General features: G+C 68.2%; 25 protein-coding genes. 9 read left to right on the forward strand and 16 right to left on the reverse strand.

The window, feature by feature from the left end:
• Positions 1–366 precede the first annotated feature (366 nt).
• Positions 367–669, reverse strand: a complete 303-nt coding sequence (locus U5809_RS02340) for a hypothetical protein (RefSeq protein ID WP_322085321.1) — start codon at positions 667–669, stop codon at positions 367–369.
• A gap of 152 nt (positions 670–821) precedes the next feature.
• On the opposite strand from U5809_RS02340, the gene U5809_RS02345 reads away from it, so the two are divergent.
• The 5 genes from U5809_RS02345 (at position 822) to U5809_RS02365 (ending at position 4,531) form a co-directional block, all read left to right on the forward strand.
• Complete coding sequence (locus U5809_RS02345) at positions 822–1,076, forward strand: hypothetical protein (protein ID WP_322085322.1); 255 nt, start codon at positions 822–824, stop codon at positions 1,074–1,076.
• 79 nt (positions 1,077–1,155) lie between these two features.
• Positions 1,156–1,587, forward strand: coding sequence for a CBS domain-containing protein (locus U5809_RS02350; protein WP_322085323.1), 432 nt, complete (start codon positions 1,156–1,158; stop codon positions 1,585–1,587).
• Between the two features lie 91 nt (positions 1,588–1,678).
• Positions 1,679–2,161 (forward strand): PRC-barrel domain-containing protein, encoded by a 483-nt coding sequence (locus U5809_RS02355; RefSeq protein ID WP_322085324.1) that lies wholly within the window; start codon positions 1,679–1,681, stop codon positions 2,159–2,161.
• A 406-nt stretch (positions 2,162–2,567) separates the two neighbouring features.
• On the forward strand, positions 2,568–3,242 hold the full coding sequence (locus U5809_RS02360) for a UdgX family uracil-DNA binding protein (protein ID WP_322085325.1): 675 nt from the start codon (positions 2,568–2,570) through the stop codon (positions 3,240–3,242).
• Positions 3,239–4,531: a divalent metal cation transporter gene (locus U5809_RS02365; RefSeq protein WP_322085326.1), complete on the forward strand. Its 1,293-nt coding sequence runs from the start codon at positions 3,239–3,241 to the stop codon at positions 4,529–4,531. Before U5809_RS02360 ends, U5809_RS02365 begins: the two co-directional genes overlap by 4 nt.
• Positions 4,532–4,633: 102 nt before the next feature.
• On the opposite strand, the gene U5809_RS02370 is transcribed toward U5809_RS02365, so the two are convergent.
• The 8 genes from U5809_RS02370 to U5809_RS02405 form a co-directional block, all read right to left on the reverse strand.
• Entirely contained in the window at positions 4,634–5,242 is a 609-nt protein-coding gene (locus tag U5809_RS02370; RefSeq protein WP_322085327.1) for a DUF892 family protein, read from the reverse strand.
• A gap of 58 nt (positions 5,243–5,300) precedes the next feature.
• Entirely contained in the window at positions 5,301–5,906 is a 606-nt protein-coding gene (locus U5809_RS02375; RefSeq protein ID WP_322085328.1) for a DUF4142 domain-containing protein, read from the reverse strand.
• Between the two features lie 231 nt (positions 5,907–6,137).
• Positions 6,138–6,704 carry a hypothetical protein gene (locus U5809_RS02380; protein ID WP_322085329.1) on the reverse strand — a complete coding sequence of 189 codons (567 nt, stop codon included), beginning with the start codon at positions 6,702–6,704 and terminating at the stop codon, positions 6,138–6,140.
• 60 nt (positions 6,705–6,764) lie between these two features.
• Entirely contained in the window at positions 6,765–7,064 is a 300-nt protein-coding gene (locus tag U5809_RS02385; protein ID WP_322085330.1) for a DUF2795 domain-containing protein, read from the reverse strand.
• Positions 7,065–7,098: 34 nt separating this feature from the next.
• Positions 7,099–8,127 carry an SDR family oxidoreductase gene (locus U5809_RS02390; protein WP_322085331.1) on the reverse strand — a complete coding sequence of 343 codons (1,029 nt, stop codon included), beginning with the start codon at positions 8,125–8,127 and terminating at the stop codon, positions 7,099–7,101.
• A gap of 27 nt (positions 8,128–8,154) precedes the next feature.
• Positions 8,155–8,556: a BON domain-containing protein gene (locus U5809_RS02395; protein ID WP_322085332.1), complete on the reverse strand. Its 402-nt coding sequence runs from the start codon at positions 8,554–8,556 to the stop codon at positions 8,155–8,157.
• Positions 8,557–9,226: 670 nt separating this feature from the next.
• The gene (locus U5809_RS02400; protein ID WP_322085333.1) at positions 9,227–11,536 is read right to left on the reverse strand and encodes an ATP-binding protein; all 2,310 of its coding nucleotides are present in this window, start codon (positions 11,534–11,536) and stop codon (positions 9,227–9,229) included.
• A gap of 228 nt (positions 11,537–11,764) precedes the next feature.
• Positions 11,765–13,132 (reverse strand): sigma-54 dependent transcriptional regulator, encoded by a 1,368-nt coding sequence (locus tag U5809_RS02405; RefSeq protein ID WP_322085334.1) that lies wholly within the window; start codon positions 13,130–13,132, stop codon positions 11,765–11,767.
• A 351-nt stretch (positions 13,133–13,483) separates the two neighbouring features.
• Between U5809_RS02405 and U5809_RS02410 the strand changes: the two genes are divergently transcribed.
• Positions 13,484–14,524 carry a sigma-54 dependent transcriptional regulator gene (locus U5809_RS02410; RefSeq protein WP_322085335.1) on the forward strand — a complete coding sequence of 347 codons (1,041 nt, stop codon included), beginning with the start codon at positions 13,484–13,486 and terminating at the stop codon, positions 14,522–14,524.
• 155 nt (positions 14,525–14,679) lie between these two features.
• On the opposite strand, the gene U5809_RS02415 is transcribed toward U5809_RS02410, so the two are convergent.
• Together U5809_RS02415 and U5809_RS02420 are read right to left on the reverse strand one after the other, a co-directional pair.
• Positions 14,680–15,474 carry a BON domain-containing protein gene (locus tag U5809_RS02415; RefSeq protein ID WP_322085336.1) on the reverse strand — a complete coding sequence of 265 codons (795 nt, stop codon included), beginning with the start codon at positions 15,472–15,474 and terminating at the stop codon, positions 14,680–14,682.
• A 192-nt stretch (positions 15,475–15,666) separates the two neighbouring features.
• Positions 15,667–16,035 (reverse strand): chemotaxis protein, encoded by a 369-nt coding sequence (locus U5809_RS02420; RefSeq protein ID WP_322085337.1) that lies wholly within the window; start codon positions 16,033–16,035, stop codon positions 15,667–15,669.
• Between the two features lie 284 nt (positions 16,036–16,319).
• Between U5809_RS02420 and U5809_RS02425 the strand changes: the two genes are divergently transcribed.
• Positions 16,320–17,909, forward strand: a complete 1,590-nt coding sequence (locus U5809_RS02425; RefSeq protein ID WP_322085338.1) for an ATP-binding protein — start codon at positions 16,320–16,322, stop codon at positions 17,907–17,909.
• A gap of 169 nt (positions 17,910–18,078) precedes the next feature.
• Here U5809_RS02425 and U5809_RS02430 read toward each other — a convergent pair whose 3' ends face one another.
• Both U5809_RS02430 and U5809_RS02435 read right to left on the reverse strand, forming a co-directional pair.
• Entirely contained in the window at positions 18,079–18,543 is a 465-nt protein-coding gene (locus tag U5809_RS02430; protein ID WP_322085339.1) for a hypothetical protein, read from the reverse strand.
• 45 nt (positions 18,544–18,588) lie between these two features.
• On the reverse strand, positions 18,589–19,227 hold the full coding sequence (locus tag U5809_RS02435) for an NAAT family transporter (RefSeq protein WP_322085340.1): 639 nt from the start codon (positions 19,225–19,227) through the stop codon (positions 18,589–18,591).
• Positions 19,228–19,349: 122 nt separating this feature from the next.
• Between U5809_RS02435 and U5809_RS02440 the strand changes: the two genes are divergently transcribed.
• A complete protein-coding gene (locus U5809_RS02440; protein ID WP_322085341.1) occupies positions 19,350–19,568 on the forward strand; it encodes a DUF6566 family protein in 219 nt (72 codons plus the stop codon).
• Between the two features lie 49 nt (positions 19,569–19,617).
• Here U5809_RS02440 and U5809_RS02445 read toward each other — a convergent pair whose 3' ends face one another.
• Both U5809_RS02445 and U5809_RS02450 read right to left on the reverse strand, forming a co-directional pair.
• A complete protein-coding gene (locus tag U5809_RS02445; protein WP_322085342.1) occupies positions 19,618–19,992 on the reverse strand; it encodes a DUF5594 family protein in 375 nt (124 codons plus the stop codon).
• A gap of 42 nt (positions 19,993–20,034) precedes the next feature.
• The gene (locus U5809_RS02450) at positions 20,035–21,567 is read right to left on the reverse strand and encodes an FAD-dependent oxidoreductase (protein ID WP_322085343.1); all 1,533 of its coding nucleotides are present in this window, start codon (positions 21,565–21,567) and stop codon (positions 20,035–20,037) included.
• Positions 21,568–21,800: 233 nt separating this feature from the next.
• Here U5809_RS02450 and U5809_RS02455 point away from each other — a divergent pair, with 233 nt between their 5' ends.
• Positions 21,801–22,961, forward strand: coding sequence for an NAD-dependent formate dehydrogenase (locus U5809_RS02455; RefSeq protein WP_322085344.1), 1,161 nt, complete (start codon positions 21,801–21,803; stop codon positions 22,959–22,961).
• Positions 22,962–22,995: 34 nt separating this feature from the next.
• Here the strand turns inward: U5809_RS02455 and U5809_RS02460 are convergent, their stop codons facing one another.
• Positions 22,996–24,420, reverse strand: a complete 1,425-nt coding sequence (locus U5809_RS02460) for a PLP-dependent aminotransferase family protein (protein ID WP_322085345.1) — start codon at positions 24,418–24,420, stop codon at positions 22,996–22,998.
• Between the last annotated feature and the right edge of the window lie 156 nt (positions 24,421–24,576).

Consider the following 24,576-nt stretch of genomic DNA (forward strand, 5'->3'; position numbering starts at 1 on the left):
GACGGCGGTTCGCGCTCGGGCGGCGCGGTCCCGGGCGGGTCGCCAGCCGGTTGCCGGTACGGTTCCGGCATGCCGGGCGGCAAATCGTCGGGGTCGGGGCTGGCGGGATCCGGCTCGATGTCGGGAAACGGCGGTATGGGTCGCTGCAACCACTGCGCGGGCTCGTGTTTCATCATCGGCATTCCATCGTTGCGGGTTCGGATCGGCATCGTGCGGGACGGTCGTTGACTCGGTTGCGGAAGTCCCGCAATGCGCATGCCGTCCATTCGGGCCGTCCGCATACGGGTATCGATGCAAACACGCGCGGCCCCATGCAATGCGCCGTGCCTTCGCTACACCGTTCGCTGCAAATCTTTCAAGGTAGCGCTACGCGTCGTACGCGGCCATCACGAGCCACAGCTCGCGGCCGTTGTCCTTCACGCGGGCCGCGAGCGCATATGGATCCGACGGCTCGCACGCGCGCTGCAGCGCGAAGCGCGCCGGCTCGGTCGAACCGAACGTCTCGTCGCCCAACGGCCGCACGTCGGCCTTGCCTTCGAACATCCGGCGCTCGGGCCGGTAGATCAGCGGTTCGTGTTTCCAGTCGATGAAATGGTGCTTCACCGAATCGAATCCGCCACCGCATACGTTGACCTCATAACGCACGCCTGGTCGTCGTTTCGGAATCATCTTCGTGCCTCCGTTTGGAATGCGCACGGCAGGCACCGGTCGGGCTGCGCGTCGTCATCGCAGTCGATACGGCAAGTCGTGTGCCGCGCGCACGAGCCGGGCACGGCCGTTGCGGCAATCCCGGCTCATCGTCACCGACACGGAGCCTCGCGATGGAGGATTCGACCCGGTCCGGCCGCGACGCGCCGGAACATGAGCGCCGCAACGATCCGTCGCCGCCGCTGAAGCACCAGGACCGCGCGCGCACGCGCCATTCGGAACGCCATATCGACAAGCAGCTCGAGGACACGTTTCCGGCGAGCGACCCGCCGGCGACCGGCGGCGTCACGCGTATCGAACCGGATACGCCGCCCGGCACGCATGACGAAGGGCCGTGGCAGGACAAGCGCGAACATGACGGTGCGTGACCCGACGCGCGTACCGGACGGCATGCTGCTTGCTGAATCGGCTGACGAATCGCCGAACCCAACCCGCCAGGAGGAAGTCATGCATCGCGTCAACGAAATCATGTCGCAGGACGTCGTGCGTATCGCGCCGACCGACTCGATCCGTCACGCCGCACAACTGATGGAGCGCTACGACATCGGCGCGCTGCCCGTGTGCGACAACAACCGGCTGATCGGCATGGTGACGGACCGCGATCTCGCGGTGCGCGCGATCTCGGCCGGCAAGCCGCCGGAGACGCGCATCCACGAAGTCGCGTCGGGCCCGATCGAATGGTGCTTCGACGACGATTCGCTCGACGAGATCCAGCACTACATGGCCGACGCGCAGCTGCGCCGCCTGCCCGTCGTCGATCACGACAAGCGGCTGGTCGGCATGCTGTCGCTCGCGGATATCGCGACGCGCACGGCCAGCCCCGAACGCGACGACGTCGCGAACACGCTCGAGGGCGTGTCGCAACCGAAGCGCACGTGACGGAGCGCTTCTCCGCCCCGTCCCGACACCCCGCGCGACCCGCAGGGCCCATCCCGGGCACGGTCGCGCCCCACGAAACCTGGAGGCAACCATGCAGACTCCCGATCAAGGTCAGACCCGCATCATCGGCAAGGGCGCCGCAACCGCGGCGGGCCCCGGCCCCGACGTGATGGCGGCCGATACGCTGGAAGGCGACAAGGTCTATACGACCGACGGCGACGATGTCGGCAAGATCAAGGACATCATGCTCGACGTGCGCTCCGGCCGCGTCGCCTATGCGGTGCTGTCGAGCGGCGGCATCCTCGGCATCGGCGACAAGCTGCACGCCATTCCGTGGAGCGCGCTCACGCTCGACACCGAGCGCAAATGCTTCCTGCTGTCGGTGTCGTCCGAGCGCATCCGCAACGCACCGGGATTCGACAAGGACCATTGGCCGGCAATGGCCGATCCGCAATGGGCCGAGCCGCTGCACGAGTTCTACGGCAGCGCGCCGTACTGGAGCGCCGGCGACGAACTCGGGCTGACCGACCCCACCGAGGAACTGAACGATCCGCGCGCTCGCGACCGTCACTGATCGTACGATGATGCGGCGCCGGTTCGCCGGCGCATCCATTTTCTACACGCCCCGCTCGCGCGGGGCGTTTTTTTCAAGCCGGAACGGTGGCGGGTGCGGTGCGCTACGTGCGGTGCCACGACGCGCCGATCGCGACGTGCGGCGTCAGTCGGACCGTCGCCGGGGTCGGGTGCATCACGCGTCTCCTGCCGTTGGAGCGGATCGCCGCGCAAGCCGCACACCCTCCCGACTGCATGCGGCATGCCGGTTGCTGCGTCGTTCGCATCGTCGACACGGAGTGCTCCATGCGCGCGATGCAGTTTCTTCCATCCGGTTTGCTTCCCTCTGCGCGTGCGACAGTCCGCTTGCCTGGCTGTTCCGCACGACGATGTCATGCCACCGCGCCAGCCTGTCCGTGGAGATCCGCATGACGCACAAACCGCCGGCCGCTCCGGCCTTGCCGCCAGCGGATGACGACATTCCGCCGACGCTCGACGCGTGCCGCCGCTGCGCGCTGTGGGAACACGCGACGCAGCCGGTACCCGGCACCGGGCCCGTCGACGCGCCGATCATGCTGGTGGGCGAGCAGCCCGGCGACCAGGAAGACCGCACCGGCATGCCGTTCGTCGGTGCGGCCGGCCGCCTGCTGGACCGCGCGCTCGACGAAGCCGGGATCGAACGCGCGCACGTCTACCTCACCAATGCGGTCAAGCACTTCAATTGGGAACCGCGCGGCAAGCGGCGGCTGCACAAGACGCCCGCGCAACGCGAAGTGGCCGCATGCCGCTACTGGCTCGAACGCGAACTCGATGCGGTGCGGCCGCGCGTGGTCGTCGCGCTCGGCGCCACCGCGCTGCGCGCGGTGCTGCAGGACAACGACGCGACACTCGAGCGCACGCAAGAGCCCGTGCGTACCGGCAATGGCTGGCTCGTCGTCGCGACCTGTCACCCGTCGTACGTGCTGCGCACACGCGGCGCCGATTCGCGCGAGCACGCATACCGGACGCTCGTCGGCGCGCTGCGTACCGCGTCGGACCTCGCAGGCGACGCACGCGTCGCGCGCCACGGCGGCAGGCGCGGCGCGGGCGGCGACGCCGGATGAGCACGCCGGACCAGGACGCGCGGCACGCGCCGCATGCCGCATCGCCCGCTTCACGCCCGTGGTACCGGCGGCTGGGCCCCGGCCTGCTCGCGGGCGCATCCGATGCCGATCCGAGCAATATCGCCGTCTACGCGCAGGGCGGCAGCCAGTTCGGTTTCAACATGCTGTGGATGATCGTCGTCACGCTGCCGATGATGGTCGCCGTCCAGCTCGCGTCCGCCTTCGTCGGACATCGCAATCGGGAGGGCCTCGTCGCCGGCATTCGCGAGCACTTCTCCGACCGTCTCGCCAAGGTGCTGATCGTGATGGTCGCGATCGTCAATATCGCGAATGTGGGCGCCGACCTCGCGGCGATGGGCGACGCGACGGCGCTCATCGCCGGCGGCCGCGGCTACTGGTATGCACCGCTCTACGGAATCGCGTCGCTCGCGCTGCAGGTCACGCTGTCGTACGACCGCTACGCGCGCTGGCTGAAGTGGATGACGCTCGGCCTCATCGCGTACGTGCTCGAACTCGGCTTCGTGCAAATCGACTGGCGCGGCGTGGTGCATGCGCTCGTGCTGCCGCAGATCGCGTTCACACATGCGTACGCAACGACCGCCGTCGCCGTGCTCGGCACGACGCTGAGCCCCTACCTGTTCGTGTGGCAAGCCGCGCTCGAAGTCGAGGAAACCGCGTCCGAGCAGCGCAAAGGCGCAGCCGACACGCGCACCGCAACCGAACGACGCGTCACGTTCGACACGTGGACCGGCATGATCGTCACCAATCTCGTGTCGTTCAGCATCATGGTGATCGGCGCGGCCGTGTTCTTCGCACACGGCAAGCACGATATCGGTACCACCGCGCAGGCTGCCGAGGCGCTGCGGCCGATCGCCGGCGAAGCCGCGTTCGTCGTGTTCGCGTTCGGCATCGTCGGCTGCGGGCTGCTCGCGATTCCGGCCTTCGCGGGCAGCGCCGCGTACGGCTGCGCGGAAGCGTGGCGGTTCCGCGAAGGGCTGAACGAACCCGTGCGGCGCGCGCCCGCGTTCTACGCGGTGCTGGCGCTGTGCGTGATCGTCGGCATCGCGATCTGCATCGGCCCGATCGATCCGATCAAGGCGTTGTACTGGAGCGCCGTGCTCAACGGCGCTGCGGCGGTACCGATGCTCGTGCTCGTGATGTTGCTGGCGCGGCGGCGCGAAGCTGCCGGGCAGCCCGGCAGCGGAACGGTGTCGATGGTATTCGGCTGGCTCGCGGTCGCTTTGATGGCGGCATCGGTGGTCACGATGGTCGTCGACCTGCTGACGTGACCTGGATAAAACGTTGCGTTGGCAGCCGGTTCAGCCGAAAGCGCGAAGCGGACAATCGGGCGGCCGCGCCAGCGGCGGCGCCCGGCTGCCGGCCCGCCGCCGTCACATCATCTTGCCGCGCGAACGCTCGGCACGTGCCGCCTCCGCCGCCGATTCGACCTTCTTCACTTCCTCCGGCGGCGGCAGCACGGCCTTGAAGCCCATCGACTCGATCCACATCTCGCGCGCCCAGCCGCGCGTGTGATACAGGTGATGATCCTCGTCGGCTTCGACCTCGTCGTGCGCGCTCTTCAGCGTCTTCGCCACATCGCCCGACAACTGGTCGGCCGCATAGCCGATCAGTTCCCAGTTCAGGTGATCCTTGGTTTCGGCGAGCACCACGCATTCCGCCGCGACGACCTGCGCGACGGCCGGATCGGCCTGCTTCCGCGCCTGCTCGATCACATGGACGAGCGCCTTGCCGGTGGCCGCGACCGCGCTGCGCCCGGGCGACTGCGTGTCGGGGTCCATGCCGAACGTCTCGAACACCTTGCGCAGCACCTCCTGGTGATGCAGCGTCTCGCGGTGGTACTTCTCCCATTCCTTGTGCAGATCCTCGTCGGTCGCGCACTGCAGCGCGGCCTCGTAGAGCTTCGCGCCGCCAAGCTCGGTTTCGTATGCCTGGCAAAGCAGTTCGCGGATGCCTTCGTGCTTCGGTTGCCGATGGGCCATGACTCACTCTCCGAAAAAAACGGGCCGCGCGCGCGGCCCGGGGTTGAACGGGCACGCGTTACTGCGCGCCCACCTTGCGTTCGAGCGCCTGCGCCATGCTCAGGTGATGCCGGAGCGTCGGCAGCGTGGTGCTCGCGAACTCGCGCAACTGCGGATCCCTGCCGTCGCTCGCCTCGCCTTCGAACAGCGCGACGGCCTTGCGATGCGCGTCGGGGCCGACCGCGGCGACATACGCGACGTCGAAGTCGCGACCCTGCTTGCCGCGCAGCGCCTCGACGTCGGGGTCCGTGATCTGTTCGACCTGCGGCTTCATGCCCTTGCGCGCAGCGATCTCGGTGAGCCGCGCGTTCGCCTTGCCGTGGTCGCTCACCATCCGCTTCGCGAAGGCCCGCACGTCCGGCGATTGCGCCTGCTTCAGCGCGAGCTGGCTGGCCTGCACCTCGGCCTTGCCGGCGATCGCGGCCTTGTCGACGAATTCCGCGTCGCCGCCTTGCGGCGCCTTCGCGATTCGCGCGTCGCCCGTGCCCGACGACGGATCGATCACGCCGCCCGGCGCGTGCGAATTCGATGCGGACGGCTCGCTCGGCATTTGCGCGCCGGCGAGCCCCGATACGGCGAGCACGCCTGCGGCAAGCGCCGCGACCGGCCAGTTCGGATGTTTCATCTGCCTTCTCCTTGCATTTGCGTGGAAGGGGCCCCCGACGACCATCGACGGCCGTTAGCCGCCGGTCGCGGGGTCCGTGCGGTAGGCATCGTTTCCTCCTTGAACACGCGGCGCGTGCATGGCGCAAGCGGCATGCCGTGCGCGACGTGCACCACGCACGCGCTGCGCAGGTTCTTGCACGCCAGCCGGATAGTCGGCCCGGCGCGACACACGCCTGCACGAAGGGTGCGTTCAGCGCGAACCGTCCGACGCTGCTTCAGCCGGCCGGCGCACCGGATCGAAATCGCGCCACACCCCGTCCTGCCAGTCGCCTTCGACGCGCTCGATCGACATCGCGCCGGTCGCGCGCAACACGTCTTCCACCATGGATGCCGTTTCCGGCGTCACGTGCGCGGCGAGGATCACGCCCGTCTCGCTTCGTGCGAGCATGCCCTTGCCTTCGTCCTGCTCGCCTCGCATCCGGCCGAGCGCACCGCCCAGCGCGCCGAGATACGCGCCGGCCAGTGCGCCGGCCGCGGGCACGAACCAGTAGTGCACGCCCAACGCATAGACGATCAGCCCGGCGACGACGCCAATCAGCAACCCGCGCATCGCGCCGACCATCGCGCCGCGCCCGCCGGGTTTCGCCGCCGTGTCGGCGTAGACGTCGCCGCCGATCGGGAAGCGCGCGTGCTGGCCGCCAGGGTTCAGGAAGAAGATCGACACGTCGTCCGTGTCGAACGCGCGCTCGTAAAGGCTGCGCGCCCCGCCTTCCGCTTCATCGAACGTCGTGAAACGGCCTGCGACGATCATCGCCATGCTCGTGCTCCTTCTCGCTGTACGCCGCGCGCGACCTCACACGGCATGTGGCGGCACGGCTCACATCAGCCGGCCGAGCTCCTTCGACACCGATGCCGGCGTGTCGTATTCGCGCTCGGGAATGCGCATGAGCCTGTCGAGCACGTCGGAGGCGGCATGCGAGCGTTGCGCGCATTCCACGATGGTCGCCTTGCTGGCCGGATAGTCCATCCCCTTCAGCGCCTTCTGCACGTCGACCGGGCTCGGCGGCTTGCCGTGGCCGGTCTGGTGCCCGCCCTTGTCGTGATCCTGCTGCGCGCGCTCGCCTTCGTGCGCGCGGGCGCGGCAGAGTTCGTGGCCCGTGTGTTGTCGGGATGTCATCGAAACCTCCTTGATCGAATGAATGGAATCGGCATCACGCGGACCCGCGACGCGCCCGCGCGAGCGCGGCAAACACGAGCGCCGCCGCACCGAGCGCGACCGCACCGGCCATCTTCGGCCGCTGTACCACCGTGTTGTACGCGCAGCTGCGCAGCACGGGGCCGTCCATCCCCTCACGTTCGTGCAGCGCATGACGCGAGTCGTACAGCGCGTTGTCGTCGCGCGGGCGCGCGGGCCGCACCGTACGCTGGCCGCGCGAGAACAGCGTGGCCGCGACGCGGTCGAACAGGCGCGGCGCGTGATACGCGCTGGCCGACGTCAGCTTCGCGGCACCGCCGACGAACAGCGTGCGGCGCGGATGAGCGGCCGCGAACAGGATCGCGTCGGCAACGAGGTCGGGGTCGTAGATCGGCGGCGGCAGCCTCGCCTCGACGTTCATGTAGTTCTTCGCGTGCATCACGAGCATCGTGTCGATCGCGGCCGGCTTGATCAGCGTGACCGACACCGGCAGGTGGTCCGATTCCATCTCGAGCCGCAGCGAATCGGTGAAGCCCTTCACCGCGTGCTTCGACGCGACGTACGCGCTTTGCAGCGGCACCGGCGCATCGGAGGCTTCGCTGCCCATGTTGACGATCGCGCCGCCGTGGAAATCGCTCTTGCGCCGGAAGTGATCGGCCGCGACGAGCGAGCCGTGCACGACGCCCCAGTAGTTGGTCTCGAACAGACGACGCTGATCCTCCAGCGGCACCGCGGCCGCCGTGCCGAAGATCGACACGCCCGCGTTGTTGACCCAGGTGTCGAAGCCGCCGTAGGTGTCCACCGCCTTCGCGGCCGCGCGCTGCAGATCCTCGAGGTTCGCGACGTCGCCGGCGACGGCCACCGCGAGGCCGCCGTGCTGGCCGATTTCCTCGCACAACGTGTTCAGCGCGGCCTCGTTGCGCGCGAACAGCACGAGCTTCGCCCCGCGCCGTGCCGCCTTGCGCGCGGTGACGAGGCCGATGCCGCTCGTCGCGCCGGTGATCACGATCGTCTGCTCGCCGACCGGTTTGAGCATGCGGTTCATGACTGAACTCCAGTTGTGGAAACGCCGTTATTTGGCCCGGATGGTCAACTGGTCGTGCACGTCCTGCACGCCGTCCACCTGCTTCACGACGCCGACGGCCTGCGTGCGCTGCTGCTCGTCGGGCACGCTGCCGGTCAGCATCACGATGCCGTGCCGCGTCTTCACGTGGATATCGCCGGAAGACAGGCCGCTCGTGCCGACGAGTTCGGCCTTCGCCTTGGTCGTGATCGTCGCGTCGCGGATCTTCCTGCCGGTCGTCGAATGCGACAACGTGGACGACGACGCTGCGCTGTCGTCGCCGGCGGCGAACGCGTTCGGTGCGATCGTGGCGCAGGCGGCAGCCGCCACGATCGCGATCGCCATGCCGACACGTTTCGCGCGATGGTGGCGAATTTTCAGGGAGCGGGCCTGGAGCGGGAATACCTTCATCGTGACCTCCTTTCGTCGAGCCGGCACGGCCGGCGGGCAGGGAACACGGGCGCAAATCGCGTGCCGCGGTCGCGCTGCCGGCTGCTGGCGACAATCACCGGCCGGACGTGCTTTCATCCAATGCGTTGTAATTCTTTCGGCATGCCGGCTGGCGGTTCCCACCGCGACAGTGCGGGTATGTCACTTGCCGACAGGCAGCCAAGGCAGCCCGTTTGCGCGGCTCCGACCGCGGGAGCAACACCATGCAAGGAATCGCGTTGATCGGTGAACACGTATCGCAGCGCAGGGGGATTGACGGGTGTGGTTGCACGCGGCCAGATGATCCAGGTCGCAAACGTCGCGAAACAGCTTTCGCAGCGCGACATCGGCCACGATGCCGTGGCGTACTCGACCACCGACAGGGGAATGTGCAATAGAGGACTACGATATAAAACGTGGACTCATCGAGCGCAGCGCCATCTTTCCCCGTTCACGTCCATACGAACGGCTCGTGACTAACGGGCACGACATACCATGCGTCGACAATTTCTACACGGATACCCAGGCCACCGTCGCACGTCCGTTCAACGCGCCGAATATCGAACCGATGCGTGCAGCCGCTCGACAAACGCCATTGCGGCCGAGTCAATCCGGCCGGCACCCGCAACGTCAAGTACCCGCGGCCAGCGCGTCAACCGTCGCGCTTCGTGACATGCGCGATCTTGTGTGCCAGTTCGCGCACATCGACCGGCTTGCACAGATAGCCGTCGAACCCGGCCTCCAGTGCACGACGCTCGTCGGCGAGGCCGGCATGCGCGGTGACAGCGAGTACGCATAAGTCGGGCGGACCGCTGTCGCCGTTCGTCGACCCGCGCCGCAACGCATCGAGCAGCCAGAAGCCGTCGCCGTCGGGCATCGCGAGATCGGACAGCACGACAGTCGGCCGCAAGTCGGCAGCCACCGCGAGCGCTTCGCGGCCCGATGACGCGATCGCGACCGATGCGCCGAAGGTGGTCAGCGCGGCCGTGAGGCTCGCCCGCGTCGTTGCATCGTCGTCGACGATCAGAATCCGCTGCGCATCGAGCACGAGCGGCTCGCGCGAACCGCCCGTCTGCGCGAGCCCCCACGCCATCGCGCCGACCGGCTGCCAGCCGACGGGCAACGTCACCGTGAACGTCGTGCCGCGATTGCGGCCCGCGCTCACGACGGTCACGCGGCCGCCGTGCAATTCGGCGATATGCCGCACGATCGACAGGCCGAGACCGAGGCCGCGCCGAGACGACGCCGGCGAATCGTCCGCGCGGCGGAACATGTCGAATACGTACGGCAGGAACTCCGGTACGACACCCTGTCCCGTATCGGTTACGGTCAGGACCGCATGCGCGTTGTCGCGCGTGAGTGCGACCGTCACGTTGCCGCCGCCAGGCGTGAATTTCAGCGCGTTCGAAATGAGGTTCGACAACATCTGCCGCAACCGCTCGGCATCGCCCGACACGATGCATGACGTGGTATCGCAATCGAATTCGAGCACGATGCCGGCCGACGACGCGGCCGTCTGGAACGCGCCGACCGAATCGGAGAACAGCCGCACGACGTCGACCGGCGTCGTGTCGAGGCGCAGCTTGCCGGTGGCGAGCGACGACGCGTCGAGAATGTCGCCCACCATCCTCGTGAGCGATCGAGCGCTGCGGTCGATGGCATCGATCGCCTGGTTCTGCAGCGCATGGTCGCCGGAATTGCGCAGCACCTCGACCCAGCCATAGATCACGTTCAGCGGTGTGCGCAACTCGTGCGATACCGTCGCCAGCAGCTCGTCCTTCAGCCGGTTCGACGTATCGGCCTGGTCGCGCGCATCGCGCGCGCCCTGCAGCGAGCGCTGCGCGCGGAGATCGCGCCGTCGCTGCGCACCGGTTTCGCGCAGCATCAACGACAGCGCGACGCATTTGCGCGCCTCGCCGCGGACGGGGCACGCCGACACGGTCGCGCGAAAACGCCGGCCGTCTCGCCGCACGCACAACAGTTCGAGCGGCCCGACCGGCTCGCGCATCGCGTCGAAGGATTCGGCCAGCGGATTGCGCCGCAACCAGCGCATGGCGATCAGCGAGTCGAACATGCGGCCGCGCGCGTCGGCCTCGTCATAACCGAAGATCCGCTGCGCAGCCGGATTCCAGCTGGCAATGCGGCCGTTCGCGTCGATGCCGATGATTGCGTCCGGCGATGCGTCGACGACCGCATGCTGCAAGCGCGATGCGTCGACGCGCACGCGGTCCGCGCCGGCATCGCGCAGCAACAGCACCGCGCCGTCGAGGTTGCCGTCCGCGTCGCCGAGCGGCGCGGCAACCTCGACGATCGGCACCGGATCGCCGGCGCCGCCGGGCTGTAGCCAGTGCCGGTCGGACACGGCGTCCGCACCGTCGAGCGCGCGATCGAGCGGCGTGGTCTGCACGCGGCGGCCTTCGCGATCGACGATCCGCAGCACGTCGCGCACCGGCCGCCCCGTCGCGTCGTCCGGCCTGCAGCCGACGAGTTCGGCCGCCGCCGCATTGATATAGGTCAGTCGCCCTTTCGTATCGATCGCGATCACGCCATGCGGCAGCGCGCGCAGCACGGCTTCGAGCTGCCGGCGTACGGTCGCCTCGCGCCGACGCGCGCGATCGTTCGTGATCCGTGTATGTCGCAACATCGACGCGATCGCACAGACGAGCGCACCGACCAGCATGAAGGTGCCGAGCTGCACGAGCCGCTCGGGCAGCGGCGCCGGATAGGCAGTCGGATCGGACAGGAACAGCGTCCACACGAGCAGCCCGCTGACGACGGTCGACACGATGCCGAACAGGAACGACGTCGCCCATGCGGCGCCTGCGAGCAGCGGGTAGTACAACACGAACGGCAGGTTCACGCCGCCGAAGCGGATCGCGAGCGCCTGCAGCACGGTCGCGATTGCGACCAGCATCGCAGCCGTTGCGTAGTTTCCGGCCGGTGGCCGCGCAAGGTCGATCATCGGACACACTCCTGCGGGGCCGGCCGACGGCGGCGGGCCCGGACACCGCCGCCGGCACGCAGGACGCGTGCCGGGCGGCTGGACCCGGCGGCGCAGCCGCCCGCCACGGGATGATTCACGTTGTGGCCGCGCCGACACGCCGGCCCGTCGCGCCGCATGCCGGCGATACCGTCTTCAGGTGCGCACGCGTGACGCGGAAACGGGAGCATGAGCGTGATCGCGGCGGCATCAGGAATCCGGCTTTTCCGTTTCGCCTTCCAGTTGTGCGAGCCGGTTGTAGATCGTTTTCAGGCTGACGTCGAGCACTTCGGCCGCCTGCGCCTTCACGCCGCCGCACTGCGCGATCGTGCCGAGGATCAGCTTGCGGTCGACTTCCTCGAGCGGCGTGCCGAACGGCACCGTGACGCGATCCTCGTGCGAATCGACCATGTTCGACAACTCGTCCATGATCGGCGGCGGCAGCGTGTCGATCACATCGGCATCGGTGAAGATGCTCGCGCGCTGCACGAAGTTGCGCAGCTCGCGCACGTTACCTGGCCATTCGTAGGTCTTCAGCGCCTCGCGCGCGGCCGGCGCAAAGCGAAGGTTGCGGCCGCTTTCAGCGTTGTAGTGCTGCAGGAACGCATCCGCGAGCATCGGGATGTCGTCACCGCGCTCGCGCAGCGACGGCAGCGGAATCGGGAACACGTTGATCCGGTGGAACAGGTCTGGCCGCAGCTTGCCATCGGCCATCGCGGCTTCCGGATCGCGGTTCGTCGCGGCGACGATGCGCACGTCGACATCGATTTCTCGCGTCGAGCCGAGCCGCGTGAGGCGGCCCGTTTCGAGCACGCGCAGCAGCTTCACCTGCGATTCGAGCGGCATCTCGGTGATCTCGTCGAGAAACAGCGTGCCGCCGTCCGCGCGTTCGAAGAAGCCCTTGTGCTGGCGCTCCGCACCCGTGAAGCTGCCGCGGTCGTGGCCGAACATCTCGCTCTCGACGAGGTTCGCGGCGATCGCGCCGCAGTTCACCGCGAGGAACGGGCCGCGGCGGCGCAAGCTCAGGTCGTGCACGGTCTGCGCGGCAAGCTCCTTGCCGGTGCCCGATTCGCCGGTGAGCAGCACCGACGCCTCCGTGCGCGCGACGCGCCCGATGGCATCGTAGACGGCCTGCATCGCGGGCGAGCTGCCGAGCATGCGGCCGAACCGCCCGAGGCGCTGCAACTCCGAGCGCAGCTCCGCGATTTCCTCGTGCAGCGCGGTCGTGCGCGGCACTCGCGCGAAGATGCTGTTCAGCCGTTGCATGTTCAGCGGCTTCACCAGATAGTCGGTCGCGCCGCGCCGCAACGCGTCGATCGCGGTTTCGAGGCTCGCGTGGCCGGTGGTCAGCACCATCTCGCAATGCGCGCGCTTGGGCAACGCGTCGAACAGCTCCATCCCGTTGCCGTCGGGCAGCACGAGATCGCACAACACGAGATCGGGTGTATGCATCGACACGAGCGTGCGCGCTTCCTCGAGCGTCGCGGCCGTGTCGCAGGCGAGCTGCTGGGTGCGTGCGAGCGTCGCCAGCATCGTGCGCGTATCGGCATCGTCTTCGACGATCAGGACGTAGGGCATCGAAGCTCCTTGTGAGGCGAACCGGTGCAAGCGTCGACCGGACACCGCGACAGATGTGCAGCGCATCGTGCGCCGCCAGGCACAAGGCAATGCATTCCACGCTGCAGCGAATGAACTGGCAGGCCGTGCTGCCATGAAGAAGGAATCGCTTAGCAGTATAGAAGAGCGGCGGCGTGCATCGGTCCGTCATCGAATAAATCTATCTGCTCACGCGGCATGCATTGCGAGATTCAATGCGGCCTGGGTGACATAACACGTATGCTTGGCGCATGAATTGCGTGCGTATAACGCGTCGTTTTTTCATGTATCCGGATCGCAGTCGGTCAAATCTTCCCCATCCGATATCACGTCATGTCGAAATCCGTCGATGATGGCAAGCGGCTGTCCGGACGCTCGCGTTCGATCCAGACCTTGTTGCTGAAGGTATCGCGCGTTGCCGCGACCCGCATCAGCGTATTGATCGTCGGGGAGAGCGGTGCGGGCAAGGACATCGTCGCACGGCTGTTGCACGACATGAGCCCGCGCCGGCGCGGGCCGTTCGTCCCCGTGAATTGCGGTGCGATCCCGCCCGATATCGCGGAGTCGCAGTTGTTCGGGCACGAGAAAGGCAGCTTCACCGGCGCGATCGCCCAGCATGTGGGCATGTTCGAAGCTGCTCGCGGCGGTACGCTGTTTCTCGACGAAATCGCCGAGATGCCGGTCGAACTGCAGGTCAAGCTGCTGCGCACGCTCGAATCGAACACGATCATGCGCGTCGGCGGCCACGAGCCGATTCCGCTCGACGTGCGCATCGTCGCTGCCACCCATCACGATCCCGTCGAGGCCGTGCGCAGCGGACGGCTGCGCGAAGACCTGTTCTACCGGATCGCGCCGGTTGCGCTGCACGTGCCCGCGCTCAGGCAGCGCGAGGACGACGTCGACGACATCGCGCTGCAGATCGTGGAGCGGTTGAACGTGCGGCACCGCACGCGCAAGCGGCTGTCGATGCAGGCGATGAAGGCACTGCGCGCGTATCCGTGGCCCGGCAACGTGCGCGAGCTGCGCAACGCGCTGGAGCGCGCCTTCATCCTCGCCGACGAGCAGATCGACCTGCAGTTGCCGCGCCGGCTGCTGCCGCGCGATGAAGTGCGCCACAACGCGATGACGCTGCATTTCGGCACGACGCTCGCGCATACGCAGCAGCGTTTCATCGCCGCGTCGCTGCGCCATTTCAACGGCGACAAGCCGCGCACCGCGAAGGCGCTCGGCATCAGCCTGAAGACGCTGTACAACCGTCTCGCGCTGCTGCCCGAGCATGAACGCAATGCGGCGACCGGCGCCGTCGCGACGAACGGGTCCGGCGCAAGGGATTCGGCCGACGCAACCGGCACGTCGAACGCAACGACTCCGTGAACGCGGCCCGTCACGCCGCGACGTTTTCATGTCTCCACGTCGCACCGTGCGCGATTCCGGTCGCGCATGAAGCGCTCGCACGCGCCGAGCCGCGCGTGCCGTCGTCATGCGCACGCTGCCCGCGATCGCGGCCGCGCCGTTTCGTGCGCGGCCGCTCAATGAGGCGGCTTGCGCTCGCGGTCGCGACCGACGGTGCCGGGTTCGGGATCGCGCGCAGCCGGCAGCGTCGGCGTGACGGTCCGCTGATCGGGATGCAGCACCATGCCCGTATCGTGTTCGCCGTCGCGGTGCACGCGCACGCGATTCTCGACGTCACGCACGCACATGCAGCTGTCGGCCAGATCCTCGATGTCGTGCTTCATCCAGCGCGCCGGCACCGTGCCGTCCAGCACGACGCAGCCGTCCTGTACCTGCACGGCGACGTCGCTCACGTCGATGTCGAGCGCGTGCGCCAGCCGCTCGCACACGTCCTCGCGGATCCGTTCGTCCGAGCGCGTATAACCTTTCGGCCCGCGGCGCTGGCGCAGCGCGTCGCGTTCGGCGTCGCCGCCGTACCGCGACAGGTCGGGCGCGTAGCCGCCGTCGCGCGGGTTGTCGCGCGGGTCGCCATAGTCGCGCTCGCCGCCGTACCGGCCGATCCGGAAATGACCACGGAATTCCGGGCGCTCGCCGCCGTACGGGCCTTCACGGCCCTCCGCGCGCCGGCCCGGTTCGCGGTAGCCGCGTTCGGCCTCCCACGCTGGCTGGCGCGCGCTGCCCGGCCAGTCCGGGTCGATCGCGCCGCGCCGCTGGTCCGCCGGCCGCGCGGCTCGCTCGGTCCATTCACTGCCCCAGTCTTGCGGGCCAACGTCCTCGCTCGTCGAGCGGCGGTCATGGTCTTCCTCCGGCCATCGTGCGGGCTCGTCCGGGATACCGCGCTCGCCGTGCCGTCCGGGATATCGTCGTTGCATCGTGTTTCTCCTTGATCTCGCCTGCGCCGCGCACGGCCCCATGCCGAGTCGCGACACGGCGCATGTCTGCCGGCTCGGACGCAAGCCGCGTGCCGAGATCGTTGCCGACGCACGACAGATGCGCATCGCGCCGTCGGTCCGCTGCAGGGCGCCCCAATCTGCAATGCGATTGCAGTTTTTGCGTGCCGCGCGTCACGGCGTGCCGCCGGCTTCAGGATCGTCCGGATCCGCGGACTCGTCGTCGCGCGGCGACCCGCTCAACCGCTCGGTGCGGTCCGGCTCGATATCGGCACCCTCTTCGAGCGTCGAATCACCGTCCGCCGATGCGCGCTCGCCGGTGCCCGAACGATCCGTATCGCTGTCGAGCGATGCATCGCCGCGCTCGAGCGCGTGTTCGTCGAGCGGCGAATCGATGTCGAACGGATGGCGCCGCGCACCGGCCGTATCGCTGCCGCTGTCGGATGAGTCGCTCGGCCCCAGTGCGCGGCCGTCGCGGCCGCGACCGGCGTTGTCGTCGTCCGGGCCGGCCGGTTCGTTGTCGGGGTTCAGCGTGCTGTTCATGTGGACCTCCTTGCTGGCGTGCCGCCGCTTGCCGCCGCGTGTTGCCGGGCGGCCGCGGCATGGCACGCGGGCAGGAGAGGCGTGCAATCGGCATGCCGCATCGCGCGCCCTGAACGCGTGCCCTTGCCCGGGTCGCGGACGGCACGGCCGATGCGCGCCCATTGATCAGGCGAATTGAGTTCCCTTATGCTTTCCGGGGTGCCAATCCGATTGATATCAGTGCCGCCGGCCCGCCCAGCGGCCGCCGGGCAGCGTCTGCCTGCCCGTCTTCGACCTGCCGCACGATGAAGAAAGACGACGCCGATCCTCGCTCCCCTCCGCCGCCCGGCCTGCCCGACGCGCGCGACCTGCTGCATCGCTTCGCCGAATTCCGTTTCCAGACGGTCGTCGGCTCGATTACCGACTACGCGGTGTTCATGCTCGATCCGCACGGCAACGTCGCGACATGGAACGCGGGTGCCGAGCGCATCAAGGGCTATCGCGCGGCCGAGATCGTCGGCCACCACTTCTCGCGCTTCTATCCACCCGATGCGATCGCGGCCGGCAGGCCGTCGCACGGGCTCGACGAGGCGGCCGTACGGGGTCATTTCGTGGACGAAGGCTGGCGCGTGCGCAAGGACGGCTCGCAGTTCTGGGCGAGCGTGACGATCGCCCCCGTGCACGATCACGAGAATCAGTTGTGCGGCTTCATCAAGATCACGCGCGACATGACCGAGCGCAAGCGGCTCGAGGAACTCGAAGCGTCGACGCACCGGCTCAGCGTGTTCATCGCGATGCTCGCGCACGAGCTGCGCAACCATCTTTCGCCGCTGCGCCATTCGGTCGGCGTGCTGCAAAGCCTGCCCGATCCGGCGCCCGTGCTCGCGCAATGCCGCGACGCCGTGCATCGCCAGGTCGGACAACTGACACGGCTCGTCGACGATCTGCTCGACGTCGGGCGCATCACGGCCGGCAAGGTCGAGCTGAACAATCGCCCGGTCACCGCGCGCGATATCGTGTGCCGAGGCGTCGAAAGCATCCAGCCGAAGCTGGCCGAGCGTGGACAGCATATCCACGTCGACCTGCCGGCCGATCCCGTGCTGCTGCACGGCGACGATGCACGGCTCGTTCAGGTGCTGCACAACCTGCTCGACAATGCGTCGAAGTTCTCGCCTCACGGCGGACGGATCGACGTGGGCGCACGGGTGGAAGGGCCGGTGGTCGCCATCCGCGTCACCGATCACGGCGTCGGCATCGCACCTGGCGCGCTTGAAACGATCTTCGACCTGTTCGAGCAGGAAGGCACGTCGGGCGGCCCGCCGACCGGCGGGTTCGGGCTCGGACTCTCGATCTCCCGGACGTTCGTCGAACTGCACGGCGGGCGGATTTCCGCCGAAAGCGGCGGGTCCGGTCACGGTGCAACGTTGACCGTACGGCTGCCGATCGCACGGATGGAACGTGCGGAGCAGGCGGGCGAACGCGAGCCGGCAGCGCACGCGCCATCGGACACGGCGCCGCTGCGCATCGTGATCGTCGACGACAACCGCGACTCGGCCGACACGCTCGCCGTGCTGCTCACGGTGAAGGGGCATGCGCCGCGCGTCGCGTACAACGCCGGCGATGCGCTGGCGCTCGCCCGCGATTACGCGCCGCACCTGATGATTCTCGACCTGACGATGCCCGACGTCGACGGCTTCACGTTGCTGCATGAACTGCACAAGATCGACGCGCTGCGCGACACGACCTGCGTCGCGCTGTCCGGCCACGCGCGCGCGTCCGACCTCGCACGCAGCGAACGCGCGGGTTTCGACGCTCATCTCGTGAAGCCCGTCGAGATCGACGTGCTCGACGCACTGCTGCAGCGTGTGGCAAGCCAGGTTCGGAGTACGTCGTAACCGCTCGTGCTCTGGTCGTCGCGACGCACGTCTGCGCGCACGCCGGGGCGCACCATCGCACCCGCCACGAAGCGGCACAGCCGCGCAGTCGATGTCGAGCGCGATGCGCTCGGCTGACTGGGCGCATCCGCATGCTGAACGCGCGACCGCGGCTTTCGCTCGGCGTCCGTCAGTCGGTCGCTGGACGATTGCCGCCGTCGCGCGCGTTCGAGATCGCTTCGACGAGTTTCAGTTCGTCGTCGATCGACAGCGTCGTATCGGTCACTTCGCCGCCGAACGGCGCGAGCGCCGCACTCAGCGCGTAGATGTCGAGTTGCGTCGCCGCGAGCCCGAGCGATACCGTGCCGGGGCGCGCCTTGCGTGCGACGCGGTCGGTCAGCGCATCGTCCACCGGCCGCTCGCGCCACGCGTCGAGCGACGATTCGATGTGCTCGACCACACTGTCGAGCAGCGATCCGGACGGCACGCGGCCAGGATCGACCGAATGCGTGCGCAACTGTCCGTCGGTCGCGCACTCGACGATCACGACGCCCGACAGCGCGACGACGTGCCGGTCGCGCAATGTGCCGAGTTCGGCCAGCACGCGATGTGCGGCGTCGAGACCGGGATAGGACAACACGATCAGCGTGTTCATCAGCGACTCCATGCAATCGAATGGCCGCGTTCCGGCACACCGCGCTCAATGCGGCAGCCCGAACGCGGCCTTCAGGCTCGCGACGATCATCTGCATCGCGATCGCCGCGAGAATCATCCCCATCAGCCGCTGCGTGACGGCCGTCACGCGCGGCGACAGGTAGTGGCCGATCAGCGGCGCCGACAGCAGCGAGACGGCCAGCAGCACGAGAAACGCGGCGAGCCCGAGCGCGAACGCGAGTTCCTGCCCGGTCGAGAACGCACTGTGCCCGAGCACGATCATCGTCGCGATCGTGCCGGGGCCGACCAGCAACGGGATCGTCAGCGGATAGATCGCGACGCTCTCGGCCGCCGCCGGATCGGCGCCCTCGTCGTCGCCCGGTGAATGCTGGCGGCTCGGCGAACCATGCAGCATCGACAGTGCGATCAGCAGTACCAGCAGCCCGCCCGCGAGGCGGAAGTCGTCGATCGTCAGGCCGAACACGTGCAGGATCGCGCCGCCCGCGACGGCCGATACGATGCAGCCGACCGACACGCCGATCGCGGCCGTCAGCGCGACCTTGCGGCGCACGCCGTCCGCCGCGCCTTCGGTCAGCGACAGGAACACCGGAATGTTCGCGATCGGGTTCATGATCGCGAACAGCGCCGCGAACACCTTGATGGAGAAGGTCAGGTCGAAGGCCACCAGGTCGCTCCCGTGTCGTGCGGCATGTCGAGGACGGATTCGGGCCGGTTTCCGGTGCGCGGCGCGCGCCGTGCTGATACGATCGACGCACCGCGTTCACGCACGACGGAGGGCCCCGACCGATGCAAGCCACCGACACTTTCATGGATCACGAGATTCGCGTCGAAGCGACGCGCAACGCGAACGGCGCGTGGATCGCGCAGGTGCGGATCCTCCGCGACGGCGCACCGGTCGACCTGCCCGCGCCCGAACTCGTCACGCCCGAATGGCTCACCTGCGACGAAGCGCTGCGCGGCGGCATCGACCAGGGCCGCGTGATCATCAAGACACGCGACCGGTAACGTCGCGCGGTTCATCGGCGCATCGCCGGCCGGCATCGCAGCGCGCGTCTCATGCATCGAAATCGAGGTCGCCGATCACGATCTCGCGATCGCGCTGGGTCCGTGAGCTGAAATCGACCGGCAATTCCATCTGCCAGCGCTCGATCGTGACCGGTAGCGCCGCGAGATAGCGATCGAAGCGGCTGCGATCGGGCTCGGCCAGCAGATCGGCGATCGCATCGTCGCGCCACACGAGCCGTGCATTCAGCCGGTTCGGCAGCCCGACAGTCGACGTGAGGCCGATGACGTCGACGGTCGGGCTGCCCTGTCCATCGGGCGGCATGACGTCGACCCTCACGTCGCCGGGCTGGTACAGGCCGCGCAGGCGCGCCGCGATGCGCGGCGCGAACTCGGTTTCGAATCGGGCACGGACGTCGGGATTCATCGCTTCTCCACTCCAGGTTCGGATCGTGTCGTCACGCCGCTGTCACGCGGTTGCAATCTGCTGCTCGAAGGCCGCTTCCGCCTTCAGGCTGTCGAGATCGCGGCCAACCGTCACGACCGCGAGCCGCGTGTTGCCGCGCCAGTACGCGATCGAGCAGTCGTGCGCGCCGAGGTCGCCGTCGATCTCGACGCGATCCCATTGCTCCGCATGCCCGACATAGTTGATCGTCAGGTCGTAATGCTGGCTCCAGAAAAACGGCACCGCATCGAACGGCCGCTGCTGGCCGAGCATGTTGCGCGCCGCGACGATGCCCTGCCGCTCGGCGACGACCCAGTGCTCGACGCGAATCCGCTCGCCCGTCAGCGGATCGGGCCAGCGCGCGATGTCGCCGGCCGCGTAGATGCCGGGCACGCTCGTCTGCAGGAAACGGTCGACCGTCACGCCGCGCTCGACGGCGAGCCCGGCGTCCTGTGCCAGCGCCACGTTCGGTTGCACGCCGATGCCGACCACCACGACATCGGCCGGCAGCACGTCGCCGGTCGACAGCGTCACGCTGTCCGGTGTGATTTGCGCGGGTGTCGCGCCGAGATGGAACACGACGCCGTGCGATTCGTGCAGCGCCTTGATCGTATCGCCGAGCGCATCGCCGAGCACGCGCGCCATCGGACGTGCGTCGGGCGCGACGACCTGCACGTCGAGCCCGCGCGTGCGCAACGCGGCGGCCGCCTCCAGGCCGATGAAGCTCGCGCCGACCACGACGCAGCGGCGCGCCGTTTTCAGCTTGCCGATCAGCGCGTCGCAATCGGCACGCGAGCGCAGCACGCACACATGCGGCAGGTCGGCGCCAGGCACGGTCAGCCGGTTCGGCTCGGCGCCCGTCGCGAGCAGCAACGCGCCGTATCCGACGCGGCCGCCGTCGGCCAGCTCGACGGCATGCTGAGCGGGATCGATCCGCACGACTCGAACGCCGCACCTGACGTCGATGTGCCGGTCGGTATAGAACGACGGCGCGCGCAGCGGCAGCCAGTCGGCGTCGGCCGTACCCGCAAGGTAATCCTTCGACAGATTCGGCCGGTCGTACGGCGGATCGGCATCGGCGCTCAGCAGCGTGACGGGATGCGGATAGCCTTCCTGCCGCAGCGTCACTGCCGCCGCGATCGCAGCGGCACCGCCGCCGACGATCACGACCGACGCCGGCAGCCCGGCTGCTGTCAGCGCCGGCGGCGCCGAGGCCGGCCGCGCGTCGAGTACGACGGCGCGGCCATCGCGGCGTTCGACGCGCCAGCACGTCAGCCCGTCGAGCGCCGGTGCGCGCTGCAGCTCGCCCGTGCGCAGGCAGAACGCCGCGTGATGCCACGGACAGCGGATCGTGTCGCCGACCAGCAGACCGTCGGCCAAGGGGGCGCCGTAGTGCGGGCAATTCGCGCCCACGGCGAACAGTTCGTCGGCACGGCGCACGAGCAGCACCGCCGCCTCGCCGACATGGCCCTCGATCATCGCGCCGTCGGCGATATCGTCGAGCGCGATGCCGGCCGCGAGATCGGGGCGCGAAGACGAATCGTCGCTTGCAGTCATGACGTGGCTCCCGGAAAGTCAGGTAACGATCCCATTATCGACGTCCCTCCTGAAAAGAACAGGTACAGACGCCCCGCAGCGCACGCAAACACGGACTGTAGCTTGCATGCGATCCATGACGGGCGTAGAACGTCAGCAACGTTGCGACGCAACACGCGAGCCGCCTGCGAGGCACGTCGCGTGTCCTGCGCAATCCGCGTGCCGCCTTCATTCCCTCACCAGGAGCGCTCCCGATGGCCACCGTCCTGTGCGTGCTCTACCCCGATCCCGTCGACGGTTATCCGCCACGCTACGTGCGCGACGCGATTCCGGTCATCGCCCGGTACGCGGACGGCCAGACCGCGCCGACGCCGGCCGGCCCGCTCGGCTTCCGGCCCGGCGAACTCGTCGGCTCGGTATCCGGCGCGCTCGGGTTGCGCGGCTACATGGAAACGCACGGCCACACGCTGATCGTGACGAGCGACAAGGACGGCCCCGATTCCGAATTCGAGCGCCGGCTGCCCGAAGCCGACGTGGTGATTTCGCAGCCGTTCTGGCCCGCGTACCTGACGGCCGAACGGATCGCCCGCGCGCCGAAGCTGAAGCTCGCGCTGACGGCCGGGATCGGCTCCGATCACGTCGACCTGGACGCCGCGGCGCGCGCGCACATCACCGTCGCCGAGGTCACCGGCTCGAACAGCATCAGCGTCGCCGAACACGTGGTGATGACGACGCTCGCGCTGGTGCGCAACTACCTGCCGTCGCATGCGGTCGCGCAGCAAGGCGGCTGGAACATCGCCGATTGCGTCGCGCGCAGCTATGACGTCGAAGGGATGCATTTCGGCACGGTCGGCGCCGGGCGCATCGGGCTCGCGGTACTGCGCCGGTTGAAGCCGTTCGGCCTGCAACTGCACTACACGCAGCGCCACCGGCTCGACGCCGCCGTCGAGCAGGAGCTCGCGCTCACGTATCACGCCGACGCCGCGTCGCTGGCGAGCGCCGTCGACATCGTCAATCTGCAGCTTCCGCTGTACCCGTCGACCGAGCACCTGTTCGACGCGGCGATGATCGCGCGGATGAAGCGCGGCGCGTACCTGATCAACACCGCCCGTGCCAAGCTGGTCGACCGCGACGCGGTCGTGAATGCCGTCACGTCCGGCCATCTCGCGGGCTACGGCGGCGACGTATGGTTTCCGCAGCCGGCGCCGGCCGATCACCCGTGGCGCTCGATGCCGTTCAACGGAATGACGCCGCATATCTCGGGCACGTCGCTGTCCGCGCAGGCACGCTATGCGGCCGGCACGCTGGAGATCCTGCAATGCTGGTTCGACGGCACGCCGATCCGCAATGAATACCTGATCGTCGACGGCGGCACGCTCGCGGGAACGGGCGCGCAATCGTACCGGCTGACTTGACGCGACGCGCAACGCGCGGCGCACGACGGTACGTTCAGTCGAGACAGTGTGCGGCGAGCTTGCCGACGGTCACGACCGCCTGCTCGATCTCCGGCGACCACGGGCTGCTGTAGTTCAGCCGGATGAAGTTCCGGTAGCTGTCCGCGATCGAGAACATGTAACCTGGGCCGATCGTGATGCCCCGCTCCAGCGCGAGCTGGTACAGCCGCATCGCATCGACCTGCGCGGGCAGCTCGATCCACAACACGTAGCCGCCCGCCGGACTCGAAATGCGCGTGCCTTCCGGAAAGAACCGCGACACCATCGTCCGCATCAGGTTCGCCTGCTGCGCGTATGCCTTGCGAATCCGCCGCAGGTGATGCTCATAGCCGTCGCGTTCGAGAAACTCCGCGATCGCCAGTTGCGGCAGCGACGGCGTCGCCAGCGTATTCAGGAACTTCAGCTTCTCGACCTGCTCCCGATAGCGGCCCGGCAAGGCCCAGCCGATCCGGTACGCAGCCGTCAGGCTCTTCGAGAACGACGAGCAGTGCAGCACGATGTCGTGGCGGTCGAACGACTTCAGCGTGCTCGGATGCATGTTGCCGAAGTACAGTTCGTTGTACACGCCGTTCTCGATGATCGGCAGGTCGGCTTTCGTTGCGAACGCTACCAGTTCGCGCTTACGTTCGTCGGGCATCTGGAAGCCGAGCGGGTTCTGGAAGTTCGGCATCACCATGCACGCGGCAATCGGCTGCGACTTCGCGATCGCGGCCAGCGCCGCGATGTCGATCCCGTATTCCGGATGCGTCGCGACTTCGATCGCCTTCATCCCCATCCGCTCGATCGCATGCAGCATCGCGTAGAACGTCGGCGACTCCACCGCGATCGTGTCGCCCGGCTTCGCAACGGCTTGCAGGCACAGGTTGATCGCCTCCGTCGCGCCGACCGTCACGATGATCTCGTTCGGGTCCACCGACATCCCGTTTTCCAGGTAGCGGCGCGCAATTTGACGAATCAGCCGCGGATGGCCGGGCGGCAAGCCGTCCGTCACGCCCCACAGCGACTTGTCGCGGCCGGCGGCGTACGCATAGCGGTTCAGCTTCTCGAACGGAAACAGGCTCGGGTCCGGATACGGCGAGCCGAGCGGCACCGCGTCGTCGGTGCCGATCGAGCGCAGCGTCGACAGCACGAGCCGGCTCACGTCGACCGACGACGAGATCGCGATCGGCTTCGACGGCCGCAGCTCGCGCACCGGTGCGTGGCTGTCGTCGCGCCGCAGGTTCACGAAATAGCCCGACTGCGGCCGGCTTTCGAGCAGCCCGCGACTTTCCAGCAGCAGGTAGGCATGCAACACGGTCGTGATGCTGATCCGGTGCTGCTGGCTCGCCTGCCGCACCGAGGGCACACGATCGCCGTGTCGATATACGCCTTGCCGGATGAGTCTCTCTATGTCGTTTGCAAATTTCTCGTAGAGCTTCATCCGCCTCGCCCCGCCAGCGGTGAACCGGCCTGCGATGCATGGGCGGCACGGCCGCGACGACACACGAAGCCGGGTAGCCGTGCCCGGGCGCGGACGTCCCGGTTCGAACCTCGTCCGTTACCGAAATTGAAGGCGGGTAGCAATGCGAATCTCATC

This window comes from Burkholderia sp. BCC1999 (assembly GCF_905339975.1).
Classification (GTDB): Bacteria; Pseudomonadota; Gammaproteobacteria; order Burkholderiales; family Burkholderiaceae; genus Burkholderia.